We start from the raw sequence: 23,286 nt of genomic DNA on the forward strand, positions 1-23,286 counted from the left end.
GTGCGCCGGATCCTGCGCCGATGACACCACCGCCGATGCCGCCCTTCAGCCCAGCGTCAATGACCTGGTCGAGAAGCTCTTCCGTCCAATAGGGCTGACCGGTCTCGATCGACTTCGGCGCTTGCTCCAGTAGGGTCTGGAGCCCTTCGGTTCCTGCCTCGATCAGGAATTGCGTGCCCGCCTCCCGGCCGATGCGCCGGATGATGCCGCCCGCCAGTTGATCGACGGCCGGGCCAGCGACGCGGCGCAGCGCATAGACAGGCTCGATCGCGTCGAGGAGGCCGGCGGGCACACCGAAGGCCAGCGCCAGACCAGGGGCCTTCTTCCCCGTCTCGGAGAAGGTATCGCCATAGATGCTCCCGCTCTCCATGCCGACCGAGGACGCGGCCGCGCCCCCAGCTGCGCCGGCGGTCGCGCGGCGCGTGACAAATTGCGCTGCCTGACGTTCAGCAACCTCGCGCGAGACGCCTTTGGCGATTTGGGCGTCGATGAACTTGACGACGCCGCGCTCGGCAGCTTTGCGTGCGGCTACCGCCCCCAGTCCGCCGGACAGAAGGGAGGGCACGAGCATGGGCAGGTTTTCACCAACCGCCTCCAGTGCGTATCGCCCAGCATCCCCCAGATCATGCACATTCTTATATGTGCCGATGACAGCCGGATTCTTGTCGGCATTTTCCGCCTCGTTGGCGATATAGCGCTGCAGCAATGCGTCGGCAGTGTCATCCGCGCCGACGAGGTCCGCGCCCAAAGCTGCGAGGCCGACGCCCAGATTGCCGACATTGGCGACGCCGCGCTTGACGTCCGAGCGGAACTGATCGCCGACACCGAGACGCTGGCCCGGCATGAGGTTGCCCTCGTCCGGCTTGCGCTGCGCCTCGGTCTCGCGCCGCGCGATGATGTTGCGCAGATCGTTCGGGTTCTCGATCGTGTCGGCAAGGCTGGTCGGCTTAGCGCGCGACGGCTTCCCGACCAGCGCCGAGACGGCATCCGCCGACACATCGCCCGATCCTGCGCCCTTCTCTGCGCCTGGCGCATACCAGGGGCCACCGCTGGGCGGCCGGCCGGCGTAACGCGGCGCGAGCTCACCCTTCAGGCGGGCAGCGCGAGCGAGAACCTCCTCGCCATAGCGCGCCGTCTTACTGCCCCACTTCTTGCGGTCGGGCCCGGCAAAATGCTCTTTGACCGCATCCGCCATGGAATAGCCGCGGTTGAGACGGTCGCGCAGCTGCATGGCAGCGGCGTCGATCGACTGGATCGGATCGAAGGGGTTGATGCCGAGGCGCGCGGCCGTGCTGTCGAGGAACTGCATCAGGCCCTTGGCACGGCCCCATTGCGTGGGCGTGCCCAGCGCGCCGGGATTGTAGCGCGATTCCTGCTCGCCCAGCGCCATGATGATGTTGAGCGGGATGTCATATTTGAGCGCCGCACTCTCGAACGCGGTGACGAGGGCGGGCGGGGCCTTGGCGGCGGCCGGCATGCGGCCATCGGAACGCACGCCAGCCGATACGGCCGGCGCTGCGGGCGGCGGAGGAACATCGATAGCGGGCAGATCAGGCGGGGACAGGTCGATGACGCCCATCCCTTGGCTCTGACGTTGAGTTTCGGCGTCAAGCGGCGAAAGCTGGAAGATCGACTTGGCCAAGGCGGTCACTCGCGATGAGGTGTCTTTGGGAAAAGACCACACTCATGCGCGGCGACCCGCATCCTACCCCGCTTGTAGGGCCGCTGTCACCACAGCTTTGGAATACCGCGGCCACCGTTGTTCGACGGCGCGCCGCCCTGGATCACGCCGCGCGCCGCCGTGCTCTGCTGGCTGTAGATCGCCGTGGCTTGCTTGATCTGCTCTGCTGGCGGGAGTTTGCTAAAGGAGCCCTCGCCGATAGAGGTTTCCGACAACGTCTTCCAGATCGCGCTGATCGCTTTGCGCGCATCCTCGGGCGTGTCGCCCTTGACCTTCGCGGCCTCCATCGCTGGCGCGAGCGCCGCGTCGAGCTGCTTGCCGGTCATGATCTTTTCAAGGTCATAGCCCTGCTGCGTCGCGTCGCGCTGCGTCGTCTGCCCGAACTCGCGATCGCTGCGGATCATTTGCCGCTTGTGCTGTCGCTCGTCACGCTGATCGTCGATGGCCGCGCCCATACGCTTGAGCGCGACGTCACGCTGAAACTCCTGATCGGACTTCGCCGACGCGAGGCGCGCGGCGCTCGCCTTGTCCATCTCCGAAAAGGCGCGGCCGACGAACTTGTCGGGAGAGAGCGTCATCATCGCCGTCTGATAGAGATCCTCCGTGCTGGTGAAGTCGTGGCTGACCTCTTCACCGTCGGCGTTGCGCAACTTCAGGCGAACGCCGGCCGGGCGTGTGCCATTCTCGACGCGGATGGTCTGGCCGGTGCCCGGCAGCGCCTTCTCCTCGAAATTGGGCTCGGTGATGTCCTCCATCCCGATATATTTCGAACCCGGCTCCATCTTTTCGTAGAGCTTGCCGAACTTCCGCATGGCGCCCTTGGTGTCGCCGAGCAGCGCCAGGCGTGCGCCGCGTGCCCAGTCGCGCGTGATCCCCTCGGCCTCGCTCGTCTCCATCCAGGACTGGAGCTGCTGCGCCTTGTCCGGATCGCCGAGATCCAGATAGCCCTGAATGAGCTTGGGCACCGTCGTCTGACGGTAGAAGTCCATGACGGTGCCCACCTGCTGGGCCGCGGCGTTGCGCGCCTGCCCCTGGTCGCTGAACGTCTGGTCCCCGACCTTGAACGACTGCGATCCATCCTCGTTCGCCGTGGTCTCGATCGCGCCCGTGATCGCGCTGTCCCGCGCGGCGGTCGCCTGCGCGGTGCCATCCTTGGCGATGTTACGCATCTTACGCTGGTCGATGACGCCCTTGATCTGGGAACCCATGGACAGGCCCTGGTTGAGGCCCTGCGCGAACGATCCGAGACCGATGGAGAAGTTGACCATGTTACCTCCTTATGCGGCCTTGCGGCCCTTATCCTTGCGGATCACGCCGCGTTCCATCTTGCTCACCTTCTCGTCGAGTTCGCGGATCGCGCCGAGCGCAACGCCGATCGCGTCGACGACGGGGATGGACTTGCCGTCGCCCTTGCCGGTCGCGGCCTGGAAGTCCTCGGCATAGGGGCCGATGTGACGGCCTTCGTCGGCGATCCCTTTCTTGTAGGTCCACTCCTCCACCGGCATGTCGCGTACTGCGTCGAGCACGCCCTTTGCCGGCGCCTTGTCCTCCTTGTACTCCTTCGAGGATGCCATGATGGCGGCGCCCGCGACGGTACCGAGCGTGTTGAAGATGCCGCCACTCGCCTGCTGTTGCGCCTGCCAGGAGCTGAGCTGGTTCTGATACAGGCTGTTGAGTGTGTTGGCCTGGCCGGCATAGCCGTTCATGGCTGTGCCATAGCCGCCCTGCAGCACGCCGAGCGACTGGTTCGCGGTCGAGATCGGCACGGTCGATGTGTTGACCGCGCTGCTGCCGGCGGTCACGCCAAGCCCCAGCGATCCGGCGGCCGACGACGGGAGGCCGTTGCCCAGATTGATCGAGTCCGCCTTCAGTGCAAGGCCCTTGTCACGCGCGAGCTGGCGCGCGTTGTTCTCCGCACCGGCAGCGCCCAGCGACACCTGCACGTCGGACGCGCGCTCGATCCCGGCGTAACGGCCGCTCGTCGGCGAAATACCCATCGACGCCATCTGACGCTGACGCTGCTGCGCCTGCCCGGTCGCGGCATTGATGACGTCCGCGCGCGCTTCGCTGGCGGCCTTGTCCTGATATTCCTGCGAGCCGTATTTATTGGCCTCGGCGATGAACTCGTCCTGCAGCGGCTGGAACACGGACTTGTAGCGGTCGCGATCCTCCGACGCCCACTCCTGCGCCTGCGTGGAGGCGTCGAGCTGGGCGTTGGCGACGCGGGTCGAGAGATCGTCGAGCTTGTCATTGCGCGCATTCTGCGTCGCATATTGCTCCTTCGAGAAGTTGAGGAACTCCTTGCCGAGCTCAGCCTGCATGATCGCGGCGCGCCCGATCTGCGGATCGGGGCTGGGGGCACTGCCTTTACTGCTCATGGAGCATGTCCTTTGCGATGAAGGGGCACTCCTCACGGAGCATACCCATGACGATCATGTCGCCGCCGTCGTTCGCGCCGCGGCGAAGCGCACCCTCGATCCTGAAACCAAAATGCTGATTGAGTCGGAGCGCGCGCTTGTTCGATGCGGGGACGAGGCCGGTCATGCGGTGCAGCCCACCGACGACGAACGGATAGGTGAAGCCGGCGGCGATGAACCTGCGCGACAACCAGCCGGGGCGCTGGTCGCTGACGAGATGGACGCTGCAGTCGGTGCCGGTCCATCGCTCGTAGATGGCGACCGCGCGGATATCGTCGAGCGTGCCCCAGCCGATCGCGCGCGCGTCGGAGAAGAAATTGAGCCCGAACTGCTTCGCAGCCCAGGCGATGAGGCGGTCAGGTTCGTCGAGAATAATGCCGGGTGCAGACATGCGCGGTTCCATGAACAGGGAGCCGCACTCATGCGCGTCGCCGCACTATAGCGCAGGACTCGCCTAAGAGGAAACTGCCGTCCGCATCGCGATGAGGGCCGCTCGCATCGCCACGACATCGGCTCGTAGCAGATTGTGCTCGGCGGCTGTGGGCGCTGCCATGACGTCGCTCGAGGTCAGGTCGGGAATGGTGACCGCGCCGGCGGCCGACTGAAGCGAGGCGAGATCCTGCGCGACGGCCGCGCCGCTCTGGTCGAGCGCGTCGATGGCCGATTGCGCGAGGGCGATCGCCTGTTGCACCGACGAAAGTGTCTCTTGCAGGCCGCCAAGCTGCTGCTGTGCCGCCGCCAGGCCCTGCTGGGTGGTTTCCAGCTCACCTTTCGTTTCGTCGAGGCTCGCGCTGATCGTGTCGAGATTGTTGGACAGCTGCTCGAGCGTGGCGACGGCGTCGGCCAGATCCTTCTGCACGTCGGCCGTGCCCTTGCGCAGATTGGCGATGAATTCGCGCAAATCCTGCGCGTCGCCCTCGCGCATAGCCGCTTTGCGCCGATCGCCGCGCTCTCCGTTGAGAATGCCGACCTTCTCCTGAAGAAGACGGAACGCTTGGTTGTTCTCGACCGACGGGTTTGCGGCGCGCGGCGTCATGCCGACAGCTCCGTGGGCGAGAAGGCGAGGGCGAGGGCGGTGACCTTCGCATTGCTCTGGACCTCTATCTCCCAGTTGCGCGCGAGGAAGCCCGACGGCAGGCGCGCGACCTGGTTGACAGTCTGCACGCTCGCGACCTGACGGCCGTCGGCGATAATGCGCGCGGTGAAGCTGAGCGTGTCCGCGCCCGCCATCTGCTCGACGTCGGCGAGGAAGCAGGAGAAGTTCACATGGCCCGCGAGCGCGAAAATCTTCGAGCGCCATGTGAACATGTCGGGCGCGGCGGTGAGCGCGTCCCATTCGAGGATCTCGAGGCCCTCCGCGTAGAAGAGGCGGCTGGTTTCGATGTCATAATACATCGCGGTTGCGTGGGCGTCGGCGTGCGTGATGAACGGCTGCTCGCCGCTGAGGTCGATGACGAGCGTCGCGGCCGGCCCTGAGATCGGCGTGTAGGACGTCACATAGCGGCCGGAATGGACGCTGGCGACGAAGGACGCGGGCTTCAGCCGCTGCCACTGGTCGCGCGTGATGAGGTTGCGCGACACCAGCTGCGCGCCCGACGTGTTGATGACGACGAGGCCCTCGGGCGAGGGATAGGCGATGGAATAGCCCAGATCGACGATGCCGCGCGCGGAGACGCAGGGGAGGTTCACCTCCAGCTTCTCCATGGACATGGTGTCGGGCGCGGTGCCGGCGACGATATAGGGCTGGCCGCGCGTCATGACGGCGACCGCCGAGCCGAACACGCCGAGGCCCACGATCTCATAATCCATGGTGAGGATATATTTCTCGGGCCAGGCATGCGGGCGGTACGGCTCGCAGAAATAGAGCTTCTTGCCGACGAACGCCGCCATCATGCCATTTGGCATCGGCACGAGGCCGGAGAGGTTGGCGGGCGGCGCATTATAGTCGAGCGAGGGAAGCTGTTCCTGGATATCATTCTCGCCCGCGAGATCGGTGAAGCCGGACGCGGATACGGCACGCTCCTTGATCAGGTAGAGGAGCGTCTCCCCCAGGGCGCTGGTCTGCGAGCGATAGATGCGCATGCGGTCGATCGGCCGCCCGGCCGGCGGCACCGCGAAGCCGGACAGCACGACGTTCAGCCCCTCGCTCCATAGCAGCGCGTTGCTGAGCGGGGCGGGCTCCGATTCCTCGTCGAGCGTCGTCACCCATGTATAGGTGTAGAGGATGGTGGAGCTAAGCTCGGGATCAGGGGAGCCGGTCTGGATCGAGGCGACGAGCGCACGCGAGGGCGCGGGCACCGCAAGCGGATAGGTGGCACCCGCTGCGATGACCTTGGGGGCGCCATCGCCTGTCACATAGAGGCGATCCTCGGCGATCGGCGCGGGCACGACCGACACGACGGCCTGCCATGTCAGCCAGTCGTCGCCGTCGAGGAAGATGGTAAGCGCCGTGGACGATAGTGCTTTTGCGAGCGTGGGGACGCGCAGCGGCGCGATCGAGCCATCCTCGAGCTTGACCGTGCGCGCCACCTGCGCGGCGCTGTTGGCGAGGAGGCGCGCCTCAACGCGAGGTATTTCGCCGCCGAAGCCTGTGATGCTGATCGCCATTCTTTCCTCTTGCTCTCGGTATGCTATCAGCGCGGATGACCCGCTCGTGACGACGCTCGGGTTGCCGGCTGCTCAGCGGTTGCCGGCGATCCCGGCGCCTGACCTGTCTTGCAACCTGGCGCCGGGATCATTATGCAACCAGGTGGCCGGACGCCTCGAACACCGCCGAGGCACCATCGTAATTGCTGACGCAGACGATCCGCACTTTGGCATTAAGACCGGCCGATCTGAGGCCCGGATAGCCAGTGATGGATGCGCCCACGGCTGCGTCAAATGTCCATTGGCCAGCCCCTGACTGAACGAAATCAGCGGTATAACCTGCGGGCAAATTGGCCTGCATCGTGACGGTCGCGCCGGTCGCATGATCGAGCTTATTGCGGCTGTTGTCGTCGCTCGTCGCCATCGAGTAGCTTGATGTGCGCGCATATGCACCGGTCGGCACGGTCGCGGATACGAGGATCGCACTCGAACTGCCGGCCCGGTAACGCAGGATGCATTTACACTTAGGCCCCAGCGTCACGAAATTGGCGATCTGCACGATATAGGCGCTGTCGTTGTAGACGGTGATGTCCTGGTCGTTGCGCCAGTTCGCATTGCTGATCGTCAACCTGTCGGTCAGCCCCTTAAGATCGCTTGCGGGAGTGAGGCGCACGAGCGCTCGCCCGTCCGAAGTGCGTGGCGTCTTGAGTGCATCCCCTGGCACTGGCGTATAGCTGATAGCATGGAAGCCGGAGCGCACGCCGGCGATCGTCTTGTGACCGCGCACCCATGTGTTGAGCCATGTGCCGCTCAGATCGGTGCCGACCGGGGCAAGACTGGTCGCCCCGGCGAAATCTGTGTCACCCTCCACGATGACATCCAGGTCTATGTCCGCATCATATTTTGTGCTGGGCGGGCCGCCAGTGCCGATCAGGGCGGCGATGGGGAATGCACCCTTGATCACCCGCACTCGGCCGCGCAGTTTGATGCTGTTCGTCCCCGCACCGCCGACGTAGATGAGGGCGGCCATCGCCGCGCCGCGCGTGGCGTCACGCAGGTCGATGACGATATCAAGGTCAGCTTCGATCGCGGCGCCGTCCTCTGCGTAGATGCGGAGGATGGATGTCTGCGTATCCATGGCGCCATGCGCTGTATAGACATGTCCCCCGCCGATTTCCGCTCTGGTGGTCGCGCCGGAACGGCCCACCACATAGAAGGGAGCTTCGTCAATCGCGGGATCGCGCTGCGAACTTTCGCCGCCGATGAAACGCGCTTCGATCGGGTGGCTGATTTCGGTAGCCGTGTCCGGTGTGGTGACATTACCCTTATCCACCCGCAGCACCCGGCCCACCGCATCGACCACCTTGGGGTTGGTCACAAGACCACCACGCGATGTCCGCATGTAGAACCCCAGAGTGGGCCGGATAGCGGTGCAACTGTCATAATGTACATTGCGACCACGCATCTCGTATGCGGGTGCAGTCGAACCTGCACCGAAATATGTTCCGTTAACAATGCTGCCGGTGGCGGTCAGGCCATCGACCTCATCGTGCGTGTCGAGAGCCGCATTAGAGCAGTCATGGGCGACCAGCCCGGTGATAACCGCGCCTCGGGTGCGGCCGTAGCGGTGGACATCCTTGCCCGTCCGGTTCGCCGCCATCGCATAGCCATCCGTGGTAAACAGGTGACGCAGGTCGCGGCCCGAGCAACCGCTGAACAGCGTCCCTTCGGACCCCATATCATCCACGCCATAGGGATAGTTGCCGTTCACCGGATCGTTGCTGCCGGTACGAAAGTCGCAGCCGGTTATCTTGGTGTCGAGGCAACCGATGATCTGGATCGCTGCCGAAAGCTGGCGGTCGGATCCGCCACCACTGATCGTGCAGTTACGCAGGCCCATTAGGCGCAAGAACGGCGATCCCTCGACCACCGCGTTGTCATAGTCGGCTTTGCCGCCGATGATGTCCACGCTGGCATCGGCTAACCTGAACACGCGGATGTTGGTCGAATAGGTTTCGCGCAACCGCCCCATCAGTGTGATGGTTGTGCCCGTGCTGTCCAGGCCGACAGTCGCGAACTCGCCAACCCGAACCGAACTACCATCAACGTGTTTAGCGTAGGGAACCGGATCGTCGGCGATCACCTTTACAACGTCACCTCGCTTGAGCGTGTGGGCGGTAGCCGTCGTGAGGACGCTGACGGTGGAATAGGCGGCGGTGTTGCCCGCGATGACCAGATTGACTGAGCTTTCCGTGATCTCGTTGACCGCGTCGATCCAGACGGGGAGCGTGTACAACTCCAGCACCGCCGTATTGTCGTTGGCCTGGTAGAGCCGTGCGAGACGGTCGAGATCGATGCGGTAGCGTCGGCCATCGGCTATCGCGACCGCGACAGGCGTGGCGATGTCGCCCGCCCGGATCGCCGCAGAATTGCGCGCACCAGCGAGAAATGCGGTCAGATCGCCGGCGGCGGGCAGTATTGCTTGCGGCAGCACTCCTCGAGATACGGGTGCCGATGCGTCGCCCTGGTCCGCATAAAATGGCGCGACGGCAGTGCGGAGATATAGACGCTTTTCACCTTCGTGCTCGTTCCCGACTGGCGCAATCGCATAAAAGAGCTTGCCGACAACGACGGTAGCGATCGCGTCGACCATTTCCATGAACATCGGCGCGCTGCCATCCTCGAACAGCGGCGCGGCCTGCTCCACCATGAGCTGGATAGTACGGCGATTGGCAGAAGTGTAGCCGACCGGCATTGTCGTTCTCCGTTAAGGTGTGGGCGTGTCGGTCTGATCGCCGACAGCAATGCCATCGTCGTCAGATGTCGGCCGGGTGGATTTGACGCGGATGACCTGATCTTCCGACATCCAGAGCCAGCCGATGGTCGCGCCGGCCGCGACAGGCCGGATCGCGATCGGGTTCTGCCAGCCCGAGTTGGTGACGAGGTGTCCGTCGTTCGAAATGATGATCGGCGTGCCAACGGCGACACCGTCGTCATACATGTTGATCTGGAAGTCGCCGGCCGAGACCTGGTGCAGCTGCACCTCGAGACCGCCGGCATCCATGAAGTTGATCTTGCGAGCAGTGCCGTCGGGCGATTCCAGATTGACGTTGAGATCGCCATCGGTGCTCCGGAAGGTGATGTCGCCTTCCGTCTCGAACCCGGCCTTCGGGCTGAAGGGAATGTTCGGCTCGAGGCGGCGGTCCGCCTGGTCGATGAGGCCGGCGTCGATCGCGTTATTGCCGACATTCTCCCACTTGGCCGTGAGCATGCCTGTTGCCGACCCGGAGACGCGGGCCGGGAAGTCGACGCTGGTATTGATGTAAACCGCGTGCGTCATCTGACGCGCGGCGCCTGCGCGGCTCTCCACCGCCTGGACATCGATGGAGAGCGGACCACGCTGGCCGAAGACGGTAACAGCCGAGGAATTCTCCGGATGGTCCGCAGTGACCGTACCCACATTCTCGACGTCAGCGACGACGCGCCCGCCGCACGCCTCCAGACGAATGCCGGCGTCGCGACCGCCCGTGATCTGTGCGGACACATTGGCCTTGCGGAAGCCGCTGAACAGCATGGTCGGGGCGGCCATGTCATGGTTGACGATCGCGTTGCTCACCGACACCTGGTCGAAGCCGGTGATATCGAGACCGCCTTCTGCCGGTGTGACGCGGATCGCCTCTGCCGCGCGCGGCCACTGCTTGCTGATATCCTCATAGGTAGATTCGAGGATCGGGCTGTCGATCGCGACGCGATCGGTGCCGGTGCAGACGATGTTGGACTGCCACAGCTTGGGATGAATGACCGATACGCGGCCGCGCTGGCGCTGGAACTTGTCATCCTCCGGTCGCGTGTACCAGTTGCCCGACAGCACGAAGCCGCGGCGGAAATGCACGCGCGCAGCAAGTGCCGCCTCGCTGTCCGTGTCGTAGCCCGGAGGCGCATTGCCCGACCAGTTCGTCGTCGCGATCACGGTGGAGAGACCGTCACGGCCGTCGAAGATGTCGTTGATCGAGACGATGTCGAAGAATTCCTCGTCTTCTCCATGCACCTCGATGTTCGGCCCGAGCCCGGTCCAGCCGCCATCGCCATGGTAGTAGTTCCGCTCGGAGTAGAAGCGGTTCATCGCGATCTGCGCGCCGCCCTGCATGTTGTTGTAGATGTCGCAGCCGATCATCGACCAGTCGTTGGACGTCTTGCCGAAGTCGAGCGCGCCCCAGCCGAACACGGCATGGCCCCACCAACCGTGGATAGCGCATTCATAGACCTGAAGGCCGTGGACAGCGCCGCCCGATATGGCGTGGCCCTGGATCCACATATTGGCGTCGGATGTGCCGGCGACATAAGCGGAATAGGTCTGGTTCGCTTCGTTGCCGTCGATGTCGAGCCAGCGGAAGCCGACCTTCGATACCTTGTCGTCGGGAATCTCTTCCCAGAAGGGCACGTAGAACAGGCCGCCCGGATTATGGTCGCCAGGCGCGGCGAGGAACTTCGCCTTCGACGTGCGCGAATTGCCGCGCAGCTCGACGCCAGACACGAGCGGGATGCGGCCACGACGGAAGGCAAAGGGCGCGTCAGCGAGCCCCTTCTCCTTGAGAATCAGATATCCATAGGTCTCGTAATCGCCGCCGCAGACATAGGTGCGATCGTCGCCGCCGCAGTTGATGACGCCGACACCCCAGGACGCGGCATCCTCCATGACGTTCTTGATCGCGTCGGTCGTGGCGACCATGTCTGCCGGATCGGTCGAGCCGTTGCGGCTGGCCTCCTCCCAGAGGTTGATGCCGTTGTTGCGCAGATAGGCCCGCGTCGTGAACACGGCCACCTTGACGCCAGCGCCGCCGATCTTCTGTGCCGCGAAGAACTCGCCGTCTGGCGTGCAGACGTAGAAGCCTTCGCCCTCGTCGACGTCGGCCGCGCCGGCCGTCAGGCTTTCATACCAGCCGCCGGCCGGGCCGCCGGTCGCCGCCAGGCGCTGAAACAGCGCGTTGGGATCATCTGCATCGATGAGACCGGCGTCGAACATTTGCGTTGTGGCGGACAGGCCGTTGTCGCCCGCGTCGCCTTTCTGATCGGCAAGCCACTGCTCGGCGGTGCCGGTATAGCCCTGCAGCTTGGCAAGCTCATATGCGGACAGACCGTCCGGACCGTTCGCGACGGTGACCGAGGTGACGACGGCGTCGTCCTGGTCGATGACGCGAATGACCGCGTTGAGCAGCGACGTGCCAAGGATCGCGTCAGGCGCGGGGAAGAGGCGGATGCGGAAGGTGCGCACCGACGTGTCGCCAGGCGCGCGGCCATAGACCAGCACCTGCACCGTCTTTTCCGTTTCGCCCGGGAGAAAGGTCTCGTCGCCGGCCGCCTCGGCATAATCCCGGCCCGGTACCGCGGTAACCGCTTCGGTCGCCCACTGGACGGTGACCGCTTCCTCCGGACTCTGCGAGAGCCGGATCAGGAAGGTAGCGTAAGAGGAGCCTTCAAGGATGGGCATATGTGCAGCCTTTGAGAAAGACCGCACTCATGCGCGATGGACGGGGCATTATAGCCTAAGTCGCGCGTCCTGAAAGGGGTAAGGTGGCCGCGACATTGCCGTCGATCACAAGCGTGGCGCTCCGGTTGCCGGCGATCGTCGGCGCGAACCGGATCTGGAGCGTGAAGCTTTCGCCGGGTGCAAGCCTGCCGCTGGTATCGCTGGTGAAGGTGAAGGGCGCGCCGATCGTGATGGACTGGATCGAGGCCTGCTCGGCGCCGACATTCGTCACCTCGACGGCGATTGGCGCGGAGGTCGCTCCAACGGCGGTTGCGGGGAAGCTGATGCTTGGCGGGGTAAACGCATATTGCGCAACGACGCCAGCGCCGACGCTGTCGGCCAGCTGCTCGGCGCTGATTTCGACGATCTCGACCGGCGCGGCGTCGCCGTGCGTGACGATGGCAAAGCGGATGAGCCAGCGACGCTTGCCACTCGTCGTGACGGTCGCGGCAACGACATAACGCACCTCGTCCTGGCCGCCCGAGAGCCAGACGATGACGGCATCCGCGCCATATTCCATGCGCACGATCGCCATCGCGGGATCGGTGACCGGGGAGATGGTGGCCGCTGCGCCGGTAACACTCTCGCCCTCGAGCAGATAGCGGCGCATGTCGATGACATAGGCATAGACGACGGCCGCGTCCTTACGGTGCAGCTCCATCATGCCGGAGCCGCGATCATGCACCTCACGATCGCCGACGAACGGCAGCGCGTCACTCTGGAGCGGAATCGCCTCGAACGGATCAGAAGAAGCGGGCGCGGGTTCGACTGGGGGCACGCTGCTGACCTCGCTTGCTGATGTTGAAGTTGCTGCTCTTGGCGTCTTCGAAGCGGGCGCGGCGATAGGCGGCGTTGTTCAGATCGGTAAACGCCTGGCCGGGAAGCTCAAGGATGCGGGCAAGCGCGCCGTCGGCGATCTGCTCGGCCCAGCGATCATAGAGGATGTCTGGTAGAGCATCGGCATGCTGGGCAGGCTGAAGGAAGATGCTAAGCTTGAGCGAGCCGGCGGCATGCGGGTTGATGCGCACGCTGTTCATGTCGGCCTGCGAGATCTGATACGGATCGCCGGCCGCCTCGGACGTATCAATGTAGGAGACGCGCTCGAGCTTGCGGCCGTCGAAAGCCGCTTCCTCGATCTCGAACAGCGTCGCCTGCGGCGGCACGCACAGGATTTCCGGGGTGTCGTCGCGCACGGCGATGGTGTCGACGAAACGCCAGCAGCGCGTGGCGGCGCAGAAGTCGCGTGCCGCGGCAAGGATCTGCGCTTCTGCCACCGGCTCCGGGCAGGACGAGGCGTAGGGCATGACCCAGCGCAGGAAATCGGGGATGTCGCGCATCAGTCAGCGCCCGTCCGTGCCGACTGGTTCGGGCTCGACAGGGCTTCCTGGTTGAACTTGATGCCGAGCGCATTGGCGAACTGCTGATAGTGGAGCGCGGCGCGCTGCGCATTGCCGGCATACTGCGCATCCTTGGCGAAGGCGCGATAGAGGACATAATCGACCAGCGCGTTGACGTAGATGCTCTGGACGGTGAGCTCCACCTCATAGGCGGCGAGATCCTCGGCATCCTTGCCGCGCGCAATGATGATGCGGGCCGGATCGATCGCGACGACGGCCTCGACCATGCCGGTGCCGTCGTTGCCGGGGTAGACGTAGAAGGAGCGCGTGTCCTCCTCGTCATAGACATAGTGCTTGACCGTGCGGCTGTAGCGCACGTCGCGGCTGTCGTGCCAATTGCGGTTCTGCGCGTCGAGCATGTCGCGGGCGCAGATGCGGATGGCAGGGCCGGGATTGCGGCGTCCATCGCCATCGACCGAGACGATATTGCGGACGATGCGGAGCAGCGCGATCGCGTCGCCAGGCAGCGTCTGGAGCGTGCCAGCGTCCAACGGCATGACGCGATTGACGCTGACGGCGGATGGCTTTTGCAGCGCAATCTCGCGCTGGCCGTCCTCGAGCCACATGACGAGCTCGACGAGCGGCCAGCGGACGCTGGTTTCGTCCTGGATCAGGCGCCGGGCACGATCCAGGACTTCGGAAGCCAGCGCCATGAGATCAACCCGCCTTGTGCTCGGCGATGGCGGCGGCGATCTTCTCAGCCGACCAGCGCCCGTTGGGGCGATGGCCGATCAATTCGTCATATTCCTTCGCCAGGGCCTCGCGGTCGAGATCGCCGGAAGGCGGCGGGGGAGGCGGGGAATGTTCTTCCGCTTCCTCGTCGCCATCTTCCTCCTCGTCGGTATCGGAGCCGGCGCCACCCGCCGCGCCGGCTCCGCCGTCACCAGTGTCCTGCAAACCGCCGGCGTCGCTACCGGGGGAGTCCGCCTGGTTGGGGACGATGCTGTTGGCGGGTGGCGGCGGAGAGGAGAGCTCCGTCGGCACCCGCACGCCAGCGAGCAGGCTCGCGGGCGAAATCGGATCCTTGCGCGGTTCGGGTAGGGGGAAGCCGTCGAGATTGGCTTCACCGGCGGCGATCTTGTCGATGAGCAGGACGAACTCGGCAGGCTCAGTCAGCATGTCGGGGATCGCGTGCAGCCAGTTCTGGAAAGCCTCGGCATCCTGCGGGCCGCGGAAGATGAAATAGGCGCCGTCGATCACGGGCAGTTCGCCGGACGTCGAAAGCACGCTGCCATCGGCCGGGCGGAAGCCCTCCTTGATGGCGAGCAGGGTGGCGATGTCGCGATCGTCCTCGACTTCGGCGACGTGCTTGCCCTCGGCATTGGGCAGGAAATGATAAGAGCCGCCAAGCAGAGCGACCTTCGTGCCCTTCGGGCGATGAATGATGGATTCGATGAGCATGACGGGCTCCTTGCCGTGCGGGGGACGGGAAAGAGGCGGGAGGGGTGCAGCCCTCCCGCCCTCGTCTTACTGGGAGTAGAAGACGATCAGGGTCAGCTTCTTGGTCGCGTCCGCCGCAACCGCACCGCTGAACTGCAGGCCGATGCCGCGCGCCGCCTCGACGGGCGCGACATTGTACGCTGCCGCCTTGTCCGGAGACGCGACGGCATTGAGCGCGGTGGCGGCCGAGAACAGCTCGGTACCAGCCACGCGCGCGTCGTCGTCGGCGCCCAACTCGCCGGTCATGATCCCGCCGCTGGCGGTAACCGCTCCGAAGTCGCCCTCGGGGATCAGCTTGTAGCCGACGATCTGCGCGTAGGACGGAAGAACGCCCAGCTCGAGGATCGCCGCTGCGGCCAGCGCTGCCGAGAAGGTGTGGCGAAACTTCACGGCGTGGACGGCGCCGGCCGTCTGAGGGCGCGGCGTTGCCGCCGTGCCCAGCGCGTGCTTCGAATGGATGATGGTTGCCATATCGCCCGCTCCTTACGCAGTCGGGTTCTTGGCATAGGTGTCGAGCGCCATGACGCCGAAATCCTTGCCGTTGAACCGGGTTTTCTTGACGCCGATGATGGTGCCTGCGACGACGGTCGGCTCGTTGCCGTAGTCGTCGACCTCCTCCTTCCAGGTGAAGCGCAGGCCACCGGCGGTGCCATAGGCCACGACGCCCGCCTGACGTCCCATGAACAGGGCGCGCGCGGCAGGGAGGTTGGTGCCCGCGCCATAGTCGCTGAACCGGATGGCCGATTCATGGCTATGGAGCACGGCGTTGTTGATCATGCCGAGGCCGCCCTTGAAGATCGGCGAGCTACGGCCCTCAGCGGTGGCTGCAGCCTTCTGGATTTCCATCCAGCCGGCCGCGCCGCTTTCCGTTCGCAGGCTATATTCCTGGAACGGCGACATGAGGATGACATAATGCCGCTCGCCGTTGATATCGACCGGCAGCATGTTCGCCGTCTTGGGGTTGAGGGCGCGCATCATGCGGGCGCGAACCGTGGCGCGCTCGACGAGCTCACGGCTGAAGCCGTCGTCCGTGCTGATGGTGGCCTTCGAGGTCGCGTCGCCGCCGAACAGGATATGCTCGCTGTCGGGCGCCTGGATGGTGTTGCCGGCATGGCCCGTCCAGTCCGCGTCTTCGATGAAGTCCTCGTTGATGCCGCGCGCGCCCGACAGATAGATGAAGTTCATCTCGTCGATATATTGCGACCAATAGTCGGACAGGCGATCCTTCGCGACGTTGCGCAGGTTGTGCGCGGTTCGCTTGCGCGTCATGCGTCCGCCGGCCGAGACCGCGTGACGGGTCTGGTCGATCGCCACTTCGTCCGTATAGAACTTGAGGTTCTCTTCCTTGCCCTTGACGCGATTGTCGCCCTGCGTCGGCTTGCCGCGCAGCTGGACGGAAAGGTCATAGCTGATGCGGTCGCCCGCATCGCTGTCCAGCTCCGTCTTGCGCTGGATGATGTTATTTTCGCCTTCGCCGACGAATTTGCGCTGGAAGTAGCTCTTCTTCGCCGTGTCGATGAAGAGCTTACCCGACCACTTCTTCTGCGCCTTTGCGTCGCCGAAGGGGATGACAGTCTGTCCCATTTCGTGCCCTCGTGGATTGATATCCGCAAAGAGCACTCATGCGCTTATGCCGACGCGGATTTTGCCCTATCCGCGTGGCACTTGCAACAGCTTCCTAAATTTGGGGCTGTTCCGGGATACCGGGGATGTTCTGCATCTTCCGGATTCGCGTCTGTGGGTCGGCGTGGAAGGCAATCCGGGCGAGCTGCCCGGACTTCTTCTCCAGCGTGATGACGACACCGTCTCCTATCGAGACGCTCTCGCCAACGCGAACATCGAGCTTCAACATGGTCCCCGCTTCCTTCTGGTAGAGCGGCGCCTCAGGCGCGGCTCAGATAGTCCTGCTGTTCGGCTTCCGGCAGCTTGGCGAGGGCGTCCTCATATTCGATGGTCATGCCCTTCTCGAGCAGGCTATCGAGATAGGAATATTTGCCATCGTCCCCGACCTCGATGTCGGCGGCCGGCAGATTGTGAAGCGTCGGCGGCAGCGCAGGCTTGGCCTTGGGCTTCGGTTTGCCCGGCTTGTCGCCTTCCTTGCCGGTGTCCGCCTTGGGAGCAGGCTCTGCCTTGGCGGCCGGCTTGATGCCCATCTCCTCCTGCCAGATGGCATGCGCCTTCTTGAGCTGCTGGCGATTGGAGAGCGACGCGTTCTCCGGATCGCCGTTGACGCGGCGCACGACACTGTCGAACGAGGCCAGGCGCGACTGGTTGGCGTTGACTTCCGGGTTCTTGGCGAGGAACTTGCGCACGTCGCCGTACCACGCTTCTTCAACGGCCTTGTCCTGCTCGGCCTGGCGCGTGAGCTTGCCGGACAGGTCTGCCTTTTCGTCGTTCAGCTTGTCGAGCTGGGTCGCGAATTCCTTCCCCGTGATCTCACCATCGTCGAGTTGCTTTTCGAGCGCAGCGCGCTTGGTGCCGAGATCCGCGATCTTGCTATTGATGTCGGCGGCGTCGACACGCTCGGCGCTCGGACGAGGCGAGGGCGTATCATCGTCGTCATCGTCATCATCACCGTCGTCGCGGCCTTCGTCGCCCGCGCCTGCGCCGTCACCAGCATCGCCAGCGTCCGCGCCCTTGTCGCCTTCGCCAGCGTCGCCGGCATCATCGCCTTCCTCGCCTTCGCCCTCATCGCCGGTGTCGTCACCATCATCGCCGGCATCGTCGCCGTCGTCCTGGCCTTCATCGCCTTCGCTGCCCTCGTCGTCATCTTCGAGACCGGCACGCTCTTCGTCGGTGAGCAGGTTCAGCTCGTCGTCGTTCAACTTATCGGGGTCCATTGTTCCGTCCTTTCGGGTTGGTGTCAGGCCAGATCGCGCTGGCGGGCGACCGCCTGCTCGATGCGGTGAATCTGGGTGGAGAGGGCATCAAGCGAGATGTTGACCTCAGTGAGCATGCCATTGGGCTCGGCAGGCATTTGGTCCCTCATGCTCGCCTGCTCCCCCGGCGTGGGGACGCATCCCATGATCCGGTCATTGCGATCTTCGAACTCGCGAGCTGCAACGCTCAGTCGGTCGACCAAGCTTCCGATCCGTTCATTCAAATGCGGCAGTGCTGCCATTGCATCGACTTTTCCCATGACTTCCTCCGGGCTATGCGCCGACCATTTGCGCGGGTGGTTGATCCATGCCGGGTTCACCGGCCGCTTGTGCCTGCTGCTGCGCGAGCTGTTCCTCCTGCGCTGCCTGGAGCGCGGCGGCCTGATCGGCTTCGGCCTCGCCCTGCATCACGCCCTGGATGCGCGCGTCTTCCTCCTGCTCGGAGCGGGACTGGTAGCCCGCCTCGTGGAGCAGCTCGTCGGCGACCGGCACGGCGACCGGCGCGGACATCATCTGAAGCGCGGTTTCGAGCGCGGCCTTGACCGCGGCGAGATTGCCCTCGGCGATCGCGGTCTGTGCCTTCTGAGCTTCGAGTGCGAGCTTCTGCGCCTGCGCCGCCTTCTGCTGTGCGCCGGCCTGCTTGTCCGCGATCGTCGCATCGGTGAGTGCGTCCTGCCGCTGCTGCGCGGCCTGCTGCGCCTGATCGCGCGCGATCTCCTCGGGCGTCGGCTCCTCGGCGTCGGGATCGCGCATGCCGGTGATGGACCGAATGCGACGCACCAGTTCGTCACGCTGCGGCACGTCCATGCCTTCGACGACAAGGTCGAGCATGACGAGCGCGACCTGCGGATTGACCGGGGCAAGCTGCGACAGGAGCGCGAGAAGCTCGTCGACCTGAGCCTGGCGAACAGACGCACGCCAGTCCTGCTCGCTGATGACATAGTCCGCCTTGGCGGCGATGATGTCATTCTCGGGCATGCCGTCGTTGACCGTCACATATTCAGGCGTGCCGCGCATGTTGGTGATGCGGAACGCCTTCTCCTCGGTCATGAACTGCTCAACCGTGGACAACTGCTTCTCGCCCTGCACCTGCGCAGCGAAGCGCAGATTGTCGAAGATGCCGGCGGTCGCCATGGCGCCCTGTTCCTGACGACGGCCGATCGCGATGCCGGAACTGGCGTTAGTGCGACGGCCGAGATTTTCGTCAGTGACGCCGCTCTGCTGCTGGATCATCACGATCGAGCGGCTCATGAGGTCGAGATGCGCCGGCGCGAGCTCGCGATCGGCGTTGATGACCAGCTCGGAGTCCTTCTTCTTGACGATGATCCCGTCGGGGCGCGCGACCTCTTCGGCAAAATCGTCGAGATCGGGGACCGCGCCTTCCGACATGATGACCTTGTTCGACGACAGGATGTGCAGGGCCTTGGTCGCGCGCTTGTTGATGTCGCGCTGGATGTCCTTCATGCCCCGGACCATTCCGTAGGGCATGTTGTCGCGGCCGCGCCGGTAGCACCAGATCGGCGTGAACGGGAAACGGTTGTGCCGGTAAGGGCTGGGCCCCACGTAGAGCAGCGCGTTCTCGGTCATGATGGCGACGTGCATGCGCATCATCGTGCGATTGATGAGCGTGGCGAGGCCCTCGTCGAGCTGACGTTGATGTGGCTCGTAACTGGCGTCGAACACTTCGCCGCGGAAGTCGCCGCCGCGCAGAGACTGCACCTGTACCGGCAGACGGAACCAGCATTCGATCGCGCGGAAGCGGTCGCGGTTCATCGCGAGGTTTTCGAGAGTGCCCTCCGCGATCGCGTCTTCGAGACTGTCCATCGCCTCGTCGCCGTACAACCAGTCCGTGCCGAAAGCGCCGGCCTCGCGACATGCTTCGCGCAGGTGAGTGCGGCGCTGGGGGAACAGCGCCGCGCCGACGTCATAGTCGAGCCATTTCGACCGGAACATGTAGCGGCCGTCGGACAGGTCATATTCCGTCGCGGCGCTGTCCCAGAGCATGTTGCGCCAGCTCTCGTAGCGCGAATAGATCGGCTCGCCGTCGTCCTCGTCCTGGACGCCGTCCTCCAGCCAGCCGACGCCAACCTTCACCGTATCCTCGAACGCGCGCGAACGATGGAACGGCGTGCGATTCACGTCACTCAGATATTTGAGGATCTGCGTCTTGCGCTCGGCCGGCTTGCCCTCGGCCTTGCGACGCGGCAGCACCTTGAAGTCGGTACGGCTGCGCTTTTCCGTGCCCAGCACCCAGTTCACCGTCGTGGAGATGACATTGTAGACCAGCGGCTCCTGGCCGCGTTCGCGCAGCGTGGCCTTGTCGGCCTGCGTCCACTGCTCGTTGTCGTAGAAATCCTCGTCCTCGACCATCTCGGCGCGATTGACCGCCTGCCGCTCCAGCTCGCGCTGGTAATAACCGACGAGCTTTCGATGCAGGGCGATGCTTCGCGCGCTGTCGAGGTCCGACGTTCCGCGGTTGGGCTTGACCGGCAGCATGTTCGTGCTGTCGGGATAGAGCCGCTCTTCTGGGTTTTCGCGTCGGACCTTGCCGAACGCGATGCTGTTGTCCTGGGGCGCGTCGTCAAACACGGTCAACTATCTCCGAGTAGCGCTCCTTGCCGTCGCTGTCCCGGCGGATGGCATCGGCCACCACGACAGTTTCGAACGGAGCAGGGGGAATGGAGAGGAGATCGCCGATGTGTTCGCGGATGATCGACGTGATGCGGATGCAGGCCATTGGGTCGGGGTTGATGCGCAAGAACTCGCAGAACTGATAGGATGTGCGGGCACAATGGGCGCCGTCGCCCAGCGCCTCGGACCAGATCCACGCGGCTTTCTGCGGCACGATGCACGGCGTCACGCGCTCGTGGCCCTCATAATGGGCGGGCACGATGACGAGGCACGGCTCCAGGTCGTTGCCGTGCCAGGTGAGAAACACGGCCAGATCGCCACGTTGGTGACGGGCGTGATAGCGCGTGAGGTCGAGGGCGAATTCGCGTCGTGCCATGTTCAAGCTGCCATTGCTGAGGGGCGCCGCTTGCGGCTGGGCCGCGATCCGGCTGGAGTTGCGGGTTCGGACCAGCCCTGCGCGAACTGGCGGAAGGCGTCGGCCGCTTCGCTGTGGATGTCGTGCCGGGGCGTGGGCTTCCAGACGCCGAGACGCTCGTCGCGTTCCTTGCTGTAGCTGCCGAGATGGGCGAGGCCTTCGGCGCAGGCGACTTCGTCAAACCAGCACTGGCTGAAGATGGATCGAACCTGCTGGATGCCGTGCGTGATGTCCGCGACGCGGGGAACGATTTCGAAGCGCCAGGTCGGCCGCAGTTCCTCCAGCATGGAGAGGGGCGCGGCGACGGTCGTTACCAGCTGCCGCTTGTGCGTCGCGTCGTGCGGGAGATAGTGCGTGCCCCAGAGGTAGCCGAGCGCCTCCATCTCCTTGACGAAATAGTCGTATGGCTCGCCCCATCCTTCAATGAAGCCGACAAAGCGATGCTCGAGGCCGACGCGTTGGTGCAGCCATATTGCCGTTCCGTCGCCGGCGCCGATGTCCCAGAAGCTGTTGACCGGCACATGGCTGACGAGCGGCACCTTGCCGACACGGCCCCCCTTGCGCGCGGCGCTGAGCTGCTTGGCGAAGTAGCAGCCCTCGGTCGACTGCTGGAACGCTTCCTTCGATGTGGACGGGTATTCCTGCCACATCTTCTCGTCATCGCCTGAGAAGTCGCTGTCGCGGGTGGCGATGTACCAGGCGCGCTGGCGCAGGCTGAGTTCGGTGTTGCACGCCGCTTCGACGGTGTCGAAATAGTCGTGCTCTTTGGCGGTGATGATGACCCCGGCCGGGTCCATCTGATAGTCTTCGTTCTTCCACCAGGGCTCGAAGTTGAACCGCCACTCGCGCTGATGAAGCGGGCGATCAATCTGTGAGCGGGCCTCCGCCTTGACCGATTTGTCATGGAAGTCGCCGCCCTGGCCTTCGGCGGTGCTCTCGATGATGGCGATGCCATTGAGCGGCACCGCCGGGAGCGAACCGGTGACGACTTCGCGCGCCTTGTCAGGATATTTGGCGCAAATCTTGCCGTATTCGGAGATGTGCAGGCGGTGGATCGTTCCCGATCGCATCGATGTGGCGACGCGGATCGAGCTGTTATTATGGGCGAACAGCAGCTCCTTGGCGCTATCGCGGGCCAGCGGCATCAACTGGCGCAGATGATCGGGCAGATTGTCGTAGGCGAAGCGCACCTTGTCGCGGAAGATGTTCTCGGCCGCGTCGCGATCATGGGCGATGATGCCGCAACGCTGGTTGGCGACGAACAGCGCGTGGTCGAGCCACATGATGGCGATCAACGTCGTGAAGCCAAGCTGACGCGCTTTGAGAATCAGCGTGCGGTACCAGAGCCGCTTGAGCAGGCGGCGCTGGGCACGATTGGGGCGGAACGGCATCACGCTCATGCCGTCGGCAAGCGTGTCGTCCTTGATCATGATCTTGTAGAGCTGGCCTGAGCAGACGCGCCACATCGGGTCGGCGAGACACTCGGTCAGTTCCGCCTGCGTCGATGGGACGAAGTCGTGAGGGATCGCGTTCACTCGGCGTCGTCCTCATCACTGGCGTGATCGACCGGTGTGAAGCCGATGGCGCGGCCCTGCAGGTCGCGCATCACCATGGTCAGGGGATTCTCAGGCGTGCCGAGCTGAGCGGGTTCCTTCTTCCAGCCCATGAGATTGACGATGCTGTCGAGCGCGTCCTTCTTGCGCTGGTACTTGATCTTGACCGTACGGCCGACGGCGAGCGTCTTGGCATGCTGGCGCTTCAGCTTCCCGCCGTGCGCCTGATCCTCCATCTCGACGTCGGGCTCGTCGCCGATGAATTCTTCCTCGACGTCGTAGCCGGTGAGCGCTGCCGCCTCGGCGTCGCCCAGCTCGGTCGGCAGCTTGAGCGTACCGTCCTCATTGTAGAATTTGCGCGGGTCGAAGAAGGCGAGCTTCGCATATTCTTCGAGCACACGTTCGCGTGTGACTTCGAATTTGGCAGCGTCGCGTGCGCGCAGTTCGGCGATGGCGGCCTTGATGGCGGGCTGCTTGAGCAAGCGGGCGGCGGCGGTGCGCGCGGCCTGTCCCGTCGCCTGATAGCCGGCACGCGCATAAGCGGCGGTGGCGTTGTGGGGCGTCTCGGCCAGATATTCGTGAACGAACCTCTCCTGCTGCATGGAGAGGCGTTGCGTTGCCGCATTCTTCGGCCGCCCTTTCCGGGAAGCCTTCCTTGGCTTTTGTCCCTGTGTCATGCGCCCGCCGCCTTTGTCTTCGCCGCGAATCTCGCGCGTCTGGCGTGGGGTTGGCAAGCATTATCAGTATGATGCTGCGCAAA

The 23,286-nt window shown here is 64.5% G+C and carries 21 protein-coding genes; all 21 read right to left on the reverse strand.

The genetic code is table 11. The features are described from left to right. A partial coding sequence (locus tag CG471_RS18265) for a transglycosylase SLT domain-containing protein (protein WP_180275733.1) occupies window positions 1–1,651 on the reverse strand: 1,651 nt, incomplete at its 3' end. Between the two features lie 77 nt (window positions 1,652–1,728). Then, window positions 1,729–2,949: a hypothetical protein gene (locus CG471_RS18270; RefSeq protein ID WP_099232853.1), complete on the reverse strand. Its 1,221-nt coding sequence runs from the start codon at window positions 2,947–2,949 to the stop codon at window positions 1,729–1,731. A 9-nt stretch (window positions 2,950–2,958) separates the two neighbouring features. Beyond that, a complete protein-coding gene (locus CG471_RS18275; protein ID WP_099232855.1) occupies window positions 2,959–4,059 on the reverse strand; it encodes a tail fiber domain-containing protein in 1,101 nt (366 codons plus the stop codon). Further along, window positions 4,049–4,489, reverse strand: a complete 441-nt coding sequence (locus CG471_RS18280) for a GNAT family N-acetyltransferase (protein ID WP_143560239.1) — start codon at window positions 4,487–4,489, stop codon at window positions 4,049–4,051. Before CG471_RS18280 ends, CG471_RS18275 begins: the two co-directional genes overlap by 11 nt. Window positions 4,490–4,552: 63 nt before the next feature. Continuing rightward, entirely contained in the window at window positions 4,553–5,134 is a 582-nt protein-coding gene (locus CG471_RS18285; protein ID WP_099232859.1) for a hypothetical protein, read from the reverse strand. Further along, a complete protein-coding gene (locus CG471_RS18290) occupies window positions 5,131–6,705 on the reverse strand; it encodes a hypothetical protein (protein ID WP_099232861.1) in 1,575 nt (524 codons plus the stop codon). Before CG471_RS18290 ends, CG471_RS18285 begins: the two co-directional genes overlap by 4 nt. Window positions 6,706–6,835: 130 nt before the next feature. Further along, window positions 6,836–9,439 (reverse strand): hypothetical protein, encoded by a 2,604-nt coding sequence (locus tag CG471_RS18295; protein WP_099232863.1) that lies wholly within the window; start codon window positions 9,437–9,439, stop codon window positions 6,836–6,838. Window positions 9,440–9,451: 12 nt separating this feature from the next. After that, window positions 9,452–12,172 (reverse strand): Calx-beta domain-containing protein, encoded by a 2,721-nt coding sequence (locus CG471_RS18300; RefSeq protein ID WP_099232865.1) that lies wholly within the window; start codon window positions 12,170–12,172, stop codon window positions 9,452–9,454. A gap of 55 nt (window positions 12,173–12,227) precedes the next feature. Continuing rightward, window positions 12,228–12,989, reverse strand: a complete 762-nt coding sequence (locus tag CG471_RS18305) for a choice-of-anchor D domain-containing protein (protein WP_099232867.1) — start codon at window positions 12,987–12,989, stop codon at window positions 12,228–12,230. After that, a complete protein-coding gene (locus tag CG471_RS18310) occupies window positions 12,955–13,548 on the reverse strand; it encodes a hypothetical protein (protein ID WP_037510388.1) in 594 nt (197 codons plus the stop codon). Before CG471_RS18310 ends, CG471_RS18305 begins: the two co-directional genes overlap by 35 nt. Beyond that, on the reverse strand, window positions 13,548–14,261 hold the full coding sequence (locus tag CG471_RS18315) for a DUF6682 family protein (protein ID WP_099232869.1): 714 nt from the start codon (window positions 14,259–14,261) through the stop codon (window positions 13,548–13,550). The genes CG471_RS18310 and CG471_RS18315 overlap by 1 nt, the downstream gene beginning before the upstream one ends. Window positions 14,262–14,265: 4 nt before the next feature. After that, the gene (locus tag CG471_RS18320) at window positions 14,266–15,009 is read right to left on the reverse strand and encodes a hypothetical protein (protein ID WP_099232871.1); all 744 of its coding nucleotides are present in this window, start codon (window positions 15,007–15,009) and stop codon (window positions 14,266–14,268) included. A 66-nt stretch (window positions 15,010–15,075) separates the two neighbouring features. After that, window positions 15,076–15,519 carry a hypothetical protein gene (locus CG471_RS18325; protein ID WP_099232873.1) on the reverse strand — a complete coding sequence of 148 codons (444 nt, stop codon included), beginning with the start codon at window positions 15,517–15,519 and terminating at the stop codon, window positions 15,076–15,078. 12 nt (window positions 15,520–15,531) lie between these two features. After that, window positions 15,532–16,632, reverse strand: coding sequence for a N4-gp56 family major capsid protein (locus tag CG471_RS18330; protein WP_037510399.1), 1,101 nt, complete (start codon window positions 16,630–16,632; stop codon window positions 15,532–15,534). Between the two features lie 94 nt (window positions 16,633–16,726). After that, window positions 16,727–16,900: a carbon storage regulator gene (locus CG471_RS18335; RefSeq protein ID WP_080727049.1), complete on the reverse strand. Its 174-nt coding sequence runs from the start codon at window positions 16,898–16,900 to the stop codon at window positions 16,727–16,729. 31 nt (window positions 16,901–16,931) lie between these two features. Beyond that, window positions 16,932–17,888, reverse strand: coding sequence for a hypothetical protein (locus CG471_RS18340; protein WP_099232875.1), 957 nt, complete (start codon window positions 17,886–17,888; stop codon window positions 16,932–16,934). Between the two features lie 23 nt (window positions 17,889–17,911). Beyond that, window positions 17,912–18,187, reverse strand: coding sequence for a hypothetical protein (locus CG471_RS18345; protein ID WP_143560241.1), 276 nt, complete (start codon window positions 18,185–18,187; stop codon window positions 17,912–17,914). Window positions 18,188–18,200: 13 nt separating this feature from the next. Continuing rightward, a complete protein-coding gene (locus CG471_RS18350) occupies window positions 18,201–20,522 on the reverse strand; it encodes a hypothetical protein (protein ID WP_099232878.1) in 2,322 nt (773 codons plus the stop codon). Continuing rightward, window positions 20,509–20,934: a hypothetical protein gene (locus CG471_RS18355; protein WP_099232879.1), complete on the reverse strand. Its 426-nt coding sequence runs from the start codon at window positions 20,932–20,934 to the stop codon at window positions 20,509–20,511. Before CG471_RS18355 ends, CG471_RS18350 begins: the two co-directional genes overlap by 14 nt. Before the next feature lie 2 nt (window positions 20,935–20,936). Then, window positions 20,937–22,508: a terminase gene (locus CG471_RS18360; RefSeq protein ID WP_099232881.1), complete on the reverse strand. Its 1,572-nt coding sequence runs from the start codon at window positions 22,506–22,508 to the stop codon at window positions 20,937–20,939. After that, entirely contained in the window at window positions 22,505–23,128 is a 624-nt protein-coding gene (locus tag CG471_RS18365) for a terminase small subunit (RefSeq protein ID WP_180275734.1), read from the reverse strand. Before CG471_RS18365 ends, CG471_RS18360 begins: the two co-directional genes overlap by 4 nt. Window positions 23,129–23,286 lie beyond the last annotated feature (158 nt).

The organism is Sphingobium sp. IP1 (genome assembly GCF_002708645.1).
Lineage (GTDB): Bacteria > Pseudomonadota > Alphaproteobacteria > Sphingomonadales > Sphingomonadaceae > Sphingobium > Sphingobium yanoikuyae.

Bases quoted from the DNA above. Each gene is read 5' to 3' on its own strand.
- CG471_RS18320 (WP_099232871.1), bottom strand. From the start codon at position 15,009: ATGCTCATCGAATCCATCATTCATCGCCCGAAGGGCACGAAGGTCGCT.
- CG471_RS18315 (WP_099232869.1), bottom strand. From the start codon at position 14,261: ATGGCGCTGGCTTCCGAAGTCCTGGATCGTGCCCGGCGCCTGATCCAG.
- CG471_RS18365 (WP_180275734.1), bottom strand. From the start codon at position 23,128: ATGCAGCAGGAGAGGTTCGTTCACGAATATCTGGCCGAGACGCCCCAC.
- CG471_RS18270 (WP_099232853.1), bottom strand. From the start codon at position 2,949: ATGGTCAACTTCTCCATCGGTCTCGGATCGTTCGCGCAGGGCCTCAAC.
- CG471_RS18275 (WP_099232855.1), bottom strand. From the start codon at position 4,059: ATGAGCAGTAAAGGCAGTGCCCCCAGCCCCGATCCGCAGATCGGGCGC.
- CG471_RS18295 (WP_099232863.1), bottom strand. From the start codon at position 9,439: ATGCCGGTCGGCTACACTTCTGCCAATCGCCGTACTATCCAGCTCATG.
- CG471_RS18280 (WP_143560239.1), bottom strand. From the start codon at position 4,489: ATGTCTGCACCCGGCATTATTCTCGACGAACCTGACCGCCTCATCGCC.
- CG471_RS18285 (WP_099232859.1), bottom strand. From the start codon at position 5,134: ATGACGCCGCGCGCCGCAAACCCGTCGGTCGAGAACAACCAAGCGTTC.
- CG471_RS18335 (WP_080727049.1), bottom strand. From the start codon at position 16,900: ATGTTGAAGCTCGATGTTCGCGTTGGCGAGAGCGTCTCGATAGGAGAC.
- CG471_RS18345 (WP_143560241.1), bottom strand. From the start codon at position 18,187: ATGGGAAAAGTCGATGCAATGGCAGCACTGCCGCATTTGAATGAACGG.
- CG471_RS18325 (WP_099232873.1), bottom strand. From the start codon at position 15,519: ATGGCAACCATCATCCATTCGAAGCACGCGCTGGGCACGGCGGCAACG.
- CG471_RS18340 (WP_099232875.1), bottom strand. From the start codon at position 17,888: ATGGACCCCGATAAGTTGAACGACGACGAGCTGAACCTGCTCACCGAC.
- CG471_RS18330 (WP_037510399.1), bottom strand. From the start codon at position 16,632: ATGGGACAGACTGTCATCCCCTTCGGCGACGCAAAGGCGCAGAAGAAG.
- CG471_RS18290 (WP_099232861.1), bottom strand. From the start codon at position 6,705: ATGGCGATCAGCATCACAGGCTTCGGCGGCGAAATACCTCGCGTTGAG.
- CG471_RS18310 (WP_037510388.1), bottom strand. From the start codon at position 13,548: ATGCGCGACATCCCCGATTTCCTGCGCTGGGTCATGCCCTACGCCTCG.
- CG471_RS18300 (WP_099232865.1), bottom strand. From the start codon at position 12,172: ATGCCCATCCTTGAAGGCTCCTCTTACGCTACCTTCCTGATCCGGCTC.
- CG471_RS18355 (WP_099232879.1), bottom strand. From the start codon at position 20,934: ATGGCACGACGCGAATTCGCCCTCGACCTCACGCGCTATCACGCCCGT.